Origin of the sequence: uncultured Campylobacter sp. (assembly GCF_938018035.1) — a bacterium.
Lineage (GTDB): Bacteria > Campylobacterota > Campylobacteria > Campylobacterales > Campylobacteraceae > Campylobacter_B.
Map to the genome: position 1 here is coordinate 1 of NZ_CALIJF010000284.1, position 10,803 is coordinate 10,803.

Below are 10,803 nucleotides of genomic sequence, written 5' to 3' on the forward strand. Positions count from 1 at the left end.
TGCTCATAACTTCGTATGCTTTGCGTTTTATAAGTAAGCTAAAGGTGTATGCGGGGATCGCTACAAAAATTCCACATCCTGTAGCAACCAGGGCCTCACTGATCGCAGGAGCGATAGTATCGATGCCGGAATTTCCGCCGCCAAGCTTGGAAAATGTGTGAAGTATGCTAACGACTGTACCAAATAGCCCGATAAATGGCGAAGTGGAGGCGACGATAGATAGCCAAGTAAGTCCGCTAGTGGAGTCACGTTCGGCTTTGCCTTTATAAATTTCCAGGGCTTCTTTTGAAATTTTATCGGTATTTACTTTTTGAAAAATAGAGCCCGAAAGCGAAATCCTACCACCCATCAGCAAGGATTCGAGTGCCTTTGCTTCGCGGTGTTGCCACGCACTAAGCCCTACAAATCTGGAGATTAAAATCGTAAAAGTGACGATAAAATAGATGGATAACCAAGAAAGCACGAATATCGTAATAAACGTGCTTCTCGTAAAATAACTTAAAATTAGATCTAGCATATTTAACTTTGCCTTGCGAATTCGTCTACTCTAGCCATGATTGCTGCGGAATTTGCCGCATCGGAGCTAATGGACGCAAGCATATCTTTGGCGCGCTGCAAAGACTTCGCTACGGCGCTTTCGCTATTGCCTCCGATAGCCACGGCTTGAGTGGCTAGGATAGTAGTTTTTTCTTCGGTAACTTCCAAAAATCCGTCATTTACCAAAACAAGCTGCTTTTTGCCGTCTTTATCCACAATCTCGACGACGCCACCTTCACTTTTGTCTTTAAGTCCCGTTAGCAAGCTCGCATGCCCTGGCAAAATACCCATTTCGCCAGTAATGCCGGGGAGTTGGACGGATTTGACTTCGCCCGAAAAGACCATCCCTTCGGGCGTAACGATATCTAAAAGCAAAAATTCTTTCATCTTAAAATTCCTATGCTTTCATCTTTTCAGCTTTTGCTACTACCTCGTCGATATTTCCCACCATATAAAAGGCATTCTCCGGCAGATCGTCGTATTTGCCCTCTAAAATTCCCTTAAAGCCAGCGATAGTTTCCTCTAGCGAGATATATTTGCCCGGACTTCCGGTAAATACTTCGGCTACGAAAAACGGCTGAGATAGATAGCGCTCGATCTTTCTAGCGCGCTCGACTACGAGCTTGTCCTCTTCGCTAAGCTCATCCATACCTAAAATCGCGATAATGTCTTGCAAATCTTTATATTTCTGAAGCACCGCTTGGACGCCGCGAGCGACCTTGTAATGCTCCTCACCGATGATTTGCGGATCAAGCATTCTTGAGGTCGAATCAAGCGGATCGACGGCAGGATAAATTCCTTTTTCGGCGATCGCTCTGTTTAAAACGGTCGTCGCATCAAGGTGCGCGAAAACGGTCGCAGGAGCTGGGTCGGTAAGGTCGTCCGCAGGCACGTAAACGGCCTGAACGGAGGTGATAGAGCCCTTTTTGGTCGAAGTGATACGCTCTTGCAGTTTACCCATTTCGCTAGCAAGCGTAGGCTGATAGCCGACCGCGGACGGAATTCGTCCCAAAAGCGCGGACATCTCCGAACCAGACTGCGAGAAACGGAAGATATTATCGATAAACATCAAAACGTCAAGCCCAAGCTCGTCGCGGAAGTACTCGGCCATCGTAAGACCGGTTAGCGCGATACGGTTCCTCGCCCCCGGCGGCTCGTTCATCTGTCCGTAGGTCAAGGCGACTTTATCCAAAACGCCCGATTCTTTCATCTCGTTATAAAGGTCGTTTCCCTCTCTCGTTCGCTCGCCGACGCCCGCAAATACGGAGTAACCGCTGTGTTTGAAAGCGACGTTGTGGATTAGCTCCATAATAATAACGGTCTTACCGACGCCTGCACCGCCGAATAGTCCTACCTTGCCACCCTTTGCGTAAGGAGCAAGCAGATCGACCACTTTGATGCCGGTTTCAAAAATTTCACTCTTCGTGCTTTGATTTTCAAAGCTAGGCGGATCTCTGTGAATGGACCAGCGAGTTTCAAATTTTTCATCCTCGCCTTCGTCGATCAGATCGCCTGTGACGTTAAAAATTCTACCCAAAACTTTCTCGCCCACAGGCACCGTAATAGGCGCGCCAAGAGCCGTAGCCTCAAGCCCTCGCCTAAGTCCATCGCTCATATCCATAGCGATCGTGCGGACGCGATTGTCTCCAAGGTGCGCGGCTACCTCTAGGATCAGCCTACGATGAGCGCCCTCGACGTCAAATTTAACCTCGATAGCTTCATTAATCTTCGGCAAGTAGTCCTTGAAATCGACATCGACCACGGGACCCATTACCTGAGAAATTATTCCTTTCATCCGTTTTCCTTTCATTTCATTGATTCGACGCCGCTTATGATCTCGATAAGCTCAGTCGTGATAGAGCCTTGTCTGGCTTTGTTGTATGCTAAATTTAACTGCGATACGCGCTCCTTGGCGTTGTTTGTCGCATTCTCCATCGCATTCATTCTCGAGCAATGCTCCGCTGCCAAAGAGTCAATAAGCGCGTAATACATGCTGTAGCTAAGATAGCTCTGGATTAAATTTAACATCAATGTTTCTTCGTCCTCAGGGCTTTCAACCTCTACTTCCAATGTAGATGTTTTTAAAGCGTCCTCATTAATCGCAGGCTCACCGATCGGCACCAACGTATTTACCCGCATCTCTTGAGTAATCATATTCAAATAGCCATTGTGGACGAGTATGACTTCATCGGTTTTGCCTTCGTTAAAATCCTTAACTGCGGCTTGGACGATTTCGTTAGCTTTCTCGGACGATGGAGATGAGCTGACGCCGATATATCGCTCCAAAAGCTCAACGCCTTGAAAATCAAAATACTCTATCCCCTTTTTGCCGACGGCGCGAAGGCGAACCTTGATCTTTTTAGCTTTAAGCTCCTCGATCAAAGCTTTGATCTTTTTGATGGTGTTGATATTAAAACCGCCGCAAAGCCCTTTATCTGCAGTGATAAACAGCAGATCAACCACCTTTACTTCCCGCGTGGTATCAAAAATTCTAAGTTTTTCGTCGTTGCCCGAATTATTGCCTACGTAATTTTTAACGCGCGCAGAAATTTCACCCAAGACCTCGTTAATCTTCACCGCATAAGCACGCGAGCGCATCGCCGCCTCTTTAGTATTTTTAAGCTTGACGTTGGAGACCAGCTTCATAGCTTTGGTAGTCTTCTCCGTATTTCTGACGCTCTTGATCTGTAGCTTTATATCCTTTAAATTTGCCATAATTTAGCCTTTTTAAGCGGCAAAGGTCGCTTTAAAGTCATTTAGAGCCTTGATTAAATTTTCTTCCAAATCCTTCTCGATGGTCTTTTTGCTTCTTATCTCTTCAAAAATTTCAGGATATTTCGCCTCGATATACGGATAGAGCTCAGCTTCGAATTTACCAATCGAACTCGTAGGCACATCGTCCAAAAATCCGCGGCTTCCCGCAAAGATGATGACCACTTGATTTTCGACCGGAAGCGGCGAATAAGGAGGTTGCTTTAAAATTTCGACCATTCTTTGTCCGCGATCCAGCTGCTTGCGACTACTCTCGTCCAGATCGCTCGCAAACTGCGCAAACGCCTGAAGTTCGCGGTATTGAGCAAGATCTAGGCGCAAGGTTCCAGAGACCTTTTTGATAGCTTTAATCTGCGCAGAACCGCCGACGCGGCTAACCGAAAGACCTACGTTGATCGCAGGGCGAATTCCTGAGTTAAATAGACCAGATTCTAGGAAAATTTGACCGTCAGTGATAGAGATAACGTTTGTAGGGATATATGCCGAAACGTCGCCTGCCTGCGTCTCGATGATAGGAAGCGCCGTTAGGCTACCTGCACCGAGTGCGTCGCTTAGCTTACTAGCACGTTCAAGCAAACGAGAGTGCAGGTAGAATACGTCGCCAGGATACGCCTCACGTCCTGGCGGACGACGCAAAATAAGTGACATCTCGCGATACGCAACCGCATGCTTGCTCAAATCATCGTAGATGATAAGCGCGTGGCGGGAGTTATCTCTGAAATACTCACCCATCGTGCAGCCCGAATATGGAGCCAAATACTGAAGCGCGGCTGCCTCGCTAGCACCGGCTGCAACTACGATCGTATAATCCATCGCGCCGTATTCTTCAAGCTTTTTAACGACTTGTGCGACGGTGGATTGTTTCTGACCGATTGCTACATATATGCAGATGACGTCTTGGCCCTTTTGATTGATGATGGTATCAACAGCAACAGTGGTTTTTCCTGTTTGGCGGTCGCCGATGATGAGCTCGCGCTGTCCGCGACCGATCGGCACTAGCGCGTCTATCGCTTTAAGACCGGTTTGAAGCGGCTCATGGACGGATTTGCGAGCCATGATGCCTTTTGCCTTTTCCTCGACAAATCTCGTCTCGGTGGTCTCTATCGCGCCTTTGCCATCGATCGGTTCGCCTAGAGCGTTTACTACGCGACCGATTAATGCATCACCTACCGGAACGCGCAAAAGCTTACCCAGTCTTTTAACGCTACTACCTTCGTTAATACCGCTAGTATCGCCTAAAATAACGATGCCGACACTGCTCTCCTCTAAATTTAACGCGATACCACGAGCTCCGTTTTCGAATTCGACCATCTCGTTAGCCATTACGTTTTTTAAGCCGTAAACATTAGCAACGCCGTCTGCGACCGAAACGACCTTACCGGTTTCTTCGATATCAACGCTAAGATCGAAATTTTCGATTCGCTCTTTGATTATGCTGCTGATTTCGTCTGCCTTAATTTTCGCACCCACGCTTTACTCCTTTAAATTGCTTTTAAAATATATTCGCTCATTTTTTGTTTCAATCTATCAACTGAAAAACTAATCTCAAATCCAAGATCCTCGACTTCGATCTTAATGCCTTCAAGCTCGCTTTTAACGGGTTGCAGAGTAATATCTGCATTAAATTTCTTTGAAATTTTGACCTCTAGCTCTTTTATTTTCGCGGCGTCTATTTCGGTAGCGGAATAAATTTTACCTAAGTATTTATTATCCAGCGCCGCAATATTCTTGCGCAGTTCCTCGACTATCTGTGGAATTAGCGCAATACGCCTATTTTTAGCTAAAAGTTTAATAAAATTTACGATTTTTTCGCTTGGATTTTTTATAAACGACGCAATAAGTTCCACTTTGGATTCCTCTTTTAGCGTCGGAGATTTTACAATATCTTGGAATTTTGGAATTCTAAATGCGCTCGCGACGCTCTCGAGCGTCTGCAAAACAGAGCCTAGTTCATCTTTTTTATAGCTCAGTATCAGGGCGTTTACATATCTTTTTGAGGTGTTATTTATCATCATCCGACCTTTTTCTCTACGATTTTAATCAGTTTGTCTTGACCGAATTTAATGTCGTCCGATGCAAAAACGTCATCCAGTATCTCGCTTACGACCTCTTTTTTGATCTTGCGCGCCTCAAAGCTCTTCTGCTCATCGAAAGATTTTTGCAAATTCGCAATCTCTTGCTCGGTCGCATTTTTTATCTTTTCGGCAGCGAACACGATCTCTTTTTTAGCGGTTTCGATTAAAGCTGCGCCTTGGACCTTAGCATCTTGCAAATCTTTTTTAACTTGCTCTTTGCGAGCTGCGGACTCTTTTAAAATTTTCTGATTAGCCTCAAGTCTAGATGCGATGCCGTCGATTCTACCTTGATATGCTGCTTTTGCAGGACCTTTTAAAAGATAAAACAAAATTCCGAAAAACAAAATGAAATTTATGCTTCGCCACAGCACGTCGTAGTCTTTGACTCCATCGTGCCCACCGCTTGCTAAAACAAACGCCGGAATTATAAATAAAAATAGATATTTTTTCATACTGAAATCCTCATACTTTAGCCACAGCGCTGCTTAGAGCATTTTTAAATTCCGGAATTTTGGCTTGCAAATCATTTTTTAGGTTGCGCTTTTGCTCATCCAAACCGCCTAAAAATTGATCGAAATCCTCCTCCATAGCGGCTTTTTTCTCGGCTATTTCTCTGGCGGCAGCCTGCTTCGCGCTATCCATCGCCTCTTGCTTTATTTTAACAGCCTGCAACTTCGCAGCATCCATGATTCTTACGATCTCTGCTTTATCGGCATCTGCATCTTGTGCGTTTTTCATCGCATTTGCCTCATCTTCTTTAATAATAGCCTCTCGCTTTTCCATATGCAAAAGTAACGGTCTATAAAGCTTAATATTTAAGAAGTAAATCAAAGCTAAAAATACGACGATGGTCGTTATCATGGCGGTCAAACTTACGTCTAGCATCGCACCTCCTCCAGGTTGGTTTTAAACAAAATGCGTATTTTACAATATGAAAAATTAAAATACACTATAAAAAATCATCCGATTTTCTTTAAAAACTCGGAAATTTGTAAAATTTCGCTAAATTCGATCGAAATTTTACGCTCTTTGATACTTATTTTACCGAATTGATCAAGCTTAGCCTTTAGCTTTAAAAGCTCAGGCTTGAAGCTTTGAAATTCCACGCCAGGCTTTTTCTCTTTTGGAACGGTTTTATCTTTGAGCTTTTTTACTAAATTTTCGGTATCTCTTACGCTTAGACGCTGTCCTAAAATGGTATTTAGCGCTAAAATTTGATCCTCTTTTTCGAGTCCAACCATTATCTTGGCGTGCCCTTGCGAAATTTTATCTGCGCTTATGGCGTCTTGCACTTCGGAGCATAAATTTAAAAGTCTTAGCGTGTTGGTAATCTGCGTGCGGGACTTTTTGATGATGTCGGCTAACTCCTCTTGCGTAATCCTGTATTCGCCGATGAGCTCCTTATAGGACTTAGCAAGCTCGATAGGATTTAGATCCTCGCGCTGGATATTTTCGATGAGGGCAAGCTCTCTTAAATTTTGAGATTTTATGTCCGCGACTACGGCTTTGATTTTACTATCGCCCAAAAGCTTCGTCGCTCTTAGGCGTCGCTCGCCGGCGATAAGGACGTAAGAATCATCTTTTTGAATAACGATGATAGGCTGAATAAGCCCGTGGCGGGCAATACTCTCGCTTAGCTGCCTAAGTGCCTCTTCATCGAAGCTTTGACGCGGTTGATATGGATTTGGCTCGATTTTATCGACATCGATTTCGATAACTAAGCTATCGGCATTTCCGCTTTCTAGCTCTCTGTTATAGGAGCTTTCTACGTCGTCTAAAATCGCACCGAGCCCGCGCCCGAGCGCTCTTTTTACCTTGCCCATTTTTGCTCCATTATGGATTTAGCGAGGTCTTGATAAGCGATGGAACCAGCAGATTTTATATCGTATAAAACCACCGGCTTGCCAAAACTTGGGCTTTCAGCTAGCTTGATATTGCGCGGGATGATGACTAGATCATCACTCTTACCGATACGAAAGAGCTTATCGTCGAAATACTCGCGTAAATTCGCGACCGTTTCTTTAGCGAGATTGTTTTGCAAGCTGTACATTGTCGGCAAAAATCCGCGAATTTTTAAATTTTTATTGAGCGTTTGCTTGACGACTTTTACGGTATTTAGGATCAACGCGACGCCTTCAAGCGCGTAGAATTCGCACTGAATCGGGATAATTACGCTATCGCTTGCGACCAAGGCATTTACCGTAATGCTACCGAGCGTCGGCGGCGAATCGATGATTATGAAATCATATCTGTCCTTAACCTCAGAAATTTTATTTTTTAGCATTAGTTTGAAGTCTTTCTCTTCACTTACTTCGCGCTCGATGCCTACAAGTCCGATGTTTGACGGCACCAGATCCATAAACTCAAGTTCGGTCTTTTGGATCACTTCAGACATGCTCTTACGCCCCGTTAGGACGTGATAAATGTTAAATTCAAAGTCGCTGCGGTTAAAGCCAAGCCCGGTCGTAGCGTTCGCCTGAGGATCTACGTCAATCAGTAGAACCCGCTTTTTCTTTATCGCTAGCGACGCAGCGAGATTAACCGCTGTGGTCGTCTTTCCGACGCCGCCTTTTTGATTGGCAATCGTAATTACTTCACTCATCTTAAAGCATAAACCCTTTCTTCATTTATTATGATCGATCCGTCTTCGCAAAGTTTAGCCTGCTCGAGCGAAATTTTTTCGTCGCCTAGATGAACGCTAAATTTTTGCGATTTTTGGAATTGTAACGAAAAATTTCTAAAAATTTGCTTCCACGAGATTTTATTTTCATATAGCGCAAAAAAGCCCTCTATAGCGTCTTTTGCGCTGATTTTTATATCTAAAATTCCCGCATATTCGGGCGCGCCGAGTAGGTTCATGCCGATGCCGCAGATGAGGGTATTTTTGATCTTATTCGTCATCGCCCCGCCGATTTTGCGCTCGCCTAGATAAAAATCGTTGGGCCATTTTAGCCAAAGCTGCGAACCGAGCGATGCGAGAAGCTCCTGCATAATCATCGCAAAATATATGCTTGCCGACTGAGGCGGCACATCTGCAGGCAGATCGCTCTGCGCGACACAGAACGAAAATGCGAGATTGCCGCTCGCGCCCTCCCAGTAGTTGCCGCGCGAGCCGATACCGGCGCTTTGGCGATTTGCGGCGATCGCAAAAGGCGGCGTTATCTTGCCTTCGCGCACGGCGTCTACTAAAAACTCCTGCGTAGAGGGCATTTGCTCTACAAATTCTACTTGCAAAACCTGCTCCTTGCGTAAGACAAAGCGCTCGTCTTGAAATATTGCAAGCATTTAAATTCCGCGCTGTGATAGAATTTTCCAACAAGATAAAATTTAGCACGATTAAATTTTACGGCATAGCGGAATTTTATGCGATGAAATTTTACGATCTTGCTAAATTTTTCGGCAACGCCGCGGATTTTCCTAGCGACACCGCGATAAAATTTTAAAGCTTTATCTTGCAAAAATTCTGCGGCACGATCATAGAATTTTAAGCGGTGTGTGTTCGGTGCGACGCCGCAAGGTTCGCAACCGCCAAAGCGAAATTTAAAGCTCCTGCGAGCGTAAAATTTTAAAGTATAGAAGCGAGGTTTTAAAATTTTATAAAGCCTTGATTTTGGAGCTTCGCTTCGAAATTCCGCACAGTAAAATTTTACTTCACGATTGCGGCGATATCCAAGGCAGAATTTCGCCGCGACGCCAAAAGCGCGGCGCAAATAAAATTCCCGCGTAGCATCAAAAGCGCGGCACAAAACGCGAGAATTTAAAATCCCGCTTAGCATAGCAGATCACCGATCTTTAGCCGCTTACCGTTTAGATACGCGCTAGCGTCCACCGGCTTTTTGCCGGGCTCTTGCACTTTTAAAATTTTAATAGCGCCCTCGCTGCAAGAAACGCAAAAGCCGAGCTTATCGACGCTTAAAATTTCGCCCGAGCGTTCAAATTTGCGCTCGCGGGATTCGCGCAAAAGCTCTAGTTCTAAAATTTTTAGTCCGCCAGCTAGATAAATCCCGGGCCATGGCGTTAATGCGCGAAATTTATTATAAATTTGCTCCGCTTTTTCATCAAAGTTAAAAAGTCCGTCAGATTTTGCGATTTTTTTGCAGTGCGTGGCCTGCGCGTCGTCTTGCTTTAGCAGCTTTAAATTTACAAAATTTCGCAGCGTTTTTACGATCAGCTCTCCCGCTAGATCACCCAGCTCGTCAAACAGCTGTGCCGCCGTTTTGTCCTCGCAAGGCGTGTAGGCAAAATCAAGCATATCGCCCGTGTCAAGCCCCGCGTCCATCAGCATTGCCGTCACGCCGGTCTGCTTCTCACCCGCTAGTAGCGCACTCTGGATCGGGCTTGCGCCGCGATATTTAGGCAGGATCGAAGCGTGCAGGTTTATGCAAGGCGCGATATCAAGGACGGCTTGCGGCAAAATTTTACCGTATGCCGCAACCACGATAAAATCTGGCTTTAGCTCTTTTATCTGTGCTGCGACCGCCTCGTCTTTTAAGCTCGCGGGCTGAAAGATCGGCACGGCGCTCAGGTGCCGCTGTGCATAAACTTTAACCTCGCTAGGAGTTAAAATTTGCTTCCTGCCGACAGGCTTATCAGGCTGCGTAAAGACGGCCGCGATCTTAAATTTCGCCTCCGCAAGCGCGCGCAAAATTTTAGCCGCATACTCGGGCGTTCCCATAAAAACTATATTCATTCTTTTCCTTTAAATTTAGTCAAATCGCGGCGCAAGCGATCATGCGGGCGCTAACTGCGCGCAAAATAAATTTTACGCAGATCGCGAAGCAAAACTGGTCCGTACTCACTCGCGCGAAGTAAAATTTATACGCGTCGCGTAAACCAAACTCCGCGCAAAAAGCTGTTTCATCGCTCGCCTGCGCATTATTTGACGGCGAATTGATTTTTATCCTCGGATCCGTCCGGCCAAGGCCAAAAAGCGCACGGATCTTCGGACCAATAAATCTTTGCAGACGGTCTCGCTCCCAGCTCGTCAAGGCTAATCTTGCCGTCACGATTAGCATCCAACCTCTTAAATTCCGAGCCCGAGCGCAGATTTAGCTCTACTCTCAGCCCAGACGGCACCTCGCTTGCCGTCCACTCCTGCAAGCTCAGTGTGCCGTCGTGATCTTTATCGTTAAAGTCCATAAAATAAGGCACCGGATCGGCGGGATCGCAACCGTATGCGCCGAAGAATAACAGCGCAAGTATAAAAATTTTATTCATTTCGCCTTCTTAAATTTTATCTTTTTGCGGCGTTTGCGAGCGGTAAAAATAAAATTTAACCGCATATGCGAGCACGCTTAAGGCCTGCGTTCGTTAAAGCCCTCTGCGGCGCAGCTTTAGCGCAACCTACAGCTCCTTTTTAAGTAGCTCAAGCAGGTTAAATTTTAGCTCGTTTATATTTTGTCCCGTCGCCGAGGAGATC

General features: G+C 45.5%; 14 protein-coding genes. 1 reads left to right on the top strand and 13 read right to left on the bottom strand.

Translation table 11 applies throughout. From position 1 onward, the window contains the following. The 11 genes from Q0257_RS08465 to Q0257_RS08515 all read right to left on the bottom strand — a co-directional run. A partial coding sequence (locus Q0257_RS08465) for a MotA/TolQ/ExbB proton channel family protein (protein ID WP_298024002.1) occupies window positions 1-517 on the bottom strand: 517 nt, incomplete at its 3' end. 2 nt (window positions 518-519) lie between these two features. Then, entirely contained in the window at window positions 520-924 is a 405-nt protein-coding gene (gene atpC / locus Q0257_RS08470; RefSeq protein ID WP_295151009.1) for an ATP synthase F1 subunit epsilon, read from the bottom strand. Between the two features lie 10 nt (window positions 925-934). Then, window positions 935-2,332 (bottom strand): F0F1 ATP synthase subunit beta, encoded by a 1,398-nt coding sequence (gene atpD / locus Q0257_RS08475; protein WP_295151010.1) that lies wholly within the window; start codon window positions 2,330-2,332, stop codon window positions 935-937. Between the two features lie 11 nt (window positions 2,333-2,343). Beyond that, the gene (gene atpG / locus Q0257_RS08480) at window positions 2,344-3,252 is read right to left on the bottom strand and encodes an ATP synthase F1 subunit gamma (protein WP_298024007.1); all 909 of its coding nucleotides are present in this window, start codon (window positions 3,250-3,252) and stop codon (window positions 2,344-2,346) included. Between the two features lie 12 nt (window positions 3,253-3,264). Further along, on the bottom strand, window positions 3,265-4,779 hold the full coding sequence (atpA, locus tag Q0257_RS08485) for a F0F1 ATP synthase subunit alpha (RefSeq protein ID WP_298024010.1): 1,515 nt from the start codon (window positions 4,777-4,779) through the stop codon (window positions 3,265-3,267). 11 nt (window positions 4,780-4,790) lie between these two features. After that, on the bottom strand, window positions 4,791-5,321 hold the full coding sequence (locus tag Q0257_RS08490; RefSeq protein ID WP_298024013.1) for a F0F1 ATP synthase subunit delta: 531 nt from the start codon (window positions 5,319-5,321) through the stop codon (window positions 4,791-4,793). Next, complete coding sequence (locus Q0257_RS08495; RefSeq protein WP_298024016.1) at window positions 5,321-5,836, bottom strand: F0F1 ATP synthase subunit B; 516 nt, start codon at window positions 5,834-5,836, stop codon at window positions 5,321-5,323. Before Q0257_RS08495 ends, Q0257_RS08490 begins: the two co-directional genes overlap by 1 nt. 10 nt (window positions 5,837-5,846) lie before the next feature. After that, window positions 5,847-6,269, bottom strand: coding sequence for a F0F1 ATP synthase subunit B' (locus Q0257_RS08500; protein ID WP_297894462.1), 423 nt, complete (start codon window positions 6,267-6,269; stop codon window positions 5,847-5,849). Window positions 6,270-6,343: 74 nt separating this feature from the next. Next, complete coding sequence (locus Q0257_RS08505; RefSeq protein ID WP_298024018.1) at window positions 6,344-7,207, bottom strand: ParB/RepB/Spo0J family partition protein; 864 nt, start codon at window positions 7,205-7,207, stop codon at window positions 6,344-6,346. After that, window positions 7,195-7,986, bottom strand: coding sequence for an AAA family ATPase (locus Q0257_RS08510; protein WP_177389424.1), 792 nt, complete (start codon window positions 7,984-7,986; stop codon window positions 7,195-7,197). The genes Q0257_RS08505 and Q0257_RS08510 overlap by 13 nt, the downstream gene beginning before the upstream one ends. Next, window positions 7,983-8,669: a biotin--[acetyl-CoA-carboxylase] ligase gene (locus Q0257_RS08515; RefSeq protein ID WP_298024022.1), complete on the bottom strand. Its 687-nt coding sequence runs from the start codon at window positions 8,667-8,669 to the stop codon at window positions 7,983-7,985. Before Q0257_RS08515 ends, Q0257_RS08510 begins: the two co-directional genes overlap by 4 nt. A gap of 14 nt (window positions 8,670-8,683) precedes the next feature. Here Q0257_RS08515 and Q0257_RS08520 point away from each other — a divergent pair, with 14 nt between their 5' ends. Beyond that, window positions 8,684-8,827: a hypothetical protein gene (locus Q0257_RS08520; RefSeq protein WP_298024026.1), complete on the top strand. Its 144-nt coding sequence runs from the start codon at window positions 8,684-8,686 to the stop codon at window positions 8,825-8,827. A gap of 326 nt (window positions 8,828-9,153) precedes the next feature. On the opposite strand, the gene fmt is transcribed toward Q0257_RS08520, so the two are convergent. Both fmt and Q0257_RS08530 read right to left on the bottom strand, forming a co-directional pair. Next, window positions 9,154-10,074: a methionyl-tRNA formyltransferase gene (gene fmt, locus Q0257_RS08525; protein WP_298024029.1), complete on the bottom strand. Its 921-nt coding sequence runs from the start codon at window positions 10,072-10,074 to the stop codon at window positions 9,154-9,156. 185 nt (window positions 10,075-10,259) lie between these two features. Then, window positions 10,260-10,601 carry a hypothetical protein gene (locus tag Q0257_RS08530; RefSeq protein WP_298024032.1) on the bottom strand — a complete coding sequence of 114 codons (342 nt, stop codon included), beginning with the start codon at window positions 10,599-10,601 and terminating at the stop codon, window positions 10,260-10,262. Between the last annotated feature and the right edge of the window lie 202 nt (window positions 10,602-10,803).

Coding starts and splice junctions, on each gene's coding strand:
- atpC (WP_295151009.1), bottom strand. CDS start 924: ATGAAAGAATTTTTGCTTTTAGATATCGTTACGCCCGAAGGGATGGTC.
- atpD (WP_295151010.1), bottom strand. CDS start 2,332: ATGAAAGGAATAATTTCTCAGGTAATGGGTCCCGTGGTCGATGTCGAT.
- atpG (WP_298024007.1), bottom strand. CDS start 3,252: ATGGCAAATTTAAAGGATATAAAGCTACAGATCAAGAGCGTCAGAAAT.
- Q0257_RS08490 (WP_298024013.1), bottom strand. CDS start 5,321: ATGATAAATAACACCTCAAAAAGATATGTAAACGCCCTGATACTGAGC.
- Q0257_RS08495 (WP_298024016.1), bottom strand. CDS start 5,836: ATGAAAAAATATCTATTTTTATTTATAATTCCGGCGTTTGTTTTAGCA.
- Q0257_RS08500 (WP_297894462.1), bottom strand. CDS start 6,269: ATGCTAGACGTAAGTTTGACCGCCATGATAACGACCATCGTCGTATTT.
- Q0257_RS08505 (WP_298024018.1), bottom strand. CDS start 7,207: ATGGGCAAGGTAAAAAGAGCGCTCGGGCGCGGGCTCGGTGCGATTTTA.
- Q0257_RS08510 (WP_177389424.1), bottom strand. CDS start 7,986: ATGAGTGAAGTAATTACGATTGCCAATCAAAAAGGCGGCGTCGGAAAG.
- Q0257_RS08515 (WP_298024022.1), bottom strand. CDS start 8,669: ATGCTTGCAATATTTCAAGACGAGCGCTTTGTCTTACGCAAGGAGCAG.
- fmt (WP_298024029.1), bottom strand. CDS start 10,074: ATGAATATAGTTTTTATGGGAACGCCCGAGTATGCGGCTAAAATTTTG.
- Q0257_RS08530 (WP_298024032.1), bottom strand. CDS start 10,601: ATGAATAAAATTTTTATACTTGCGCTGTTATTCTTCGGCGCATACGGT.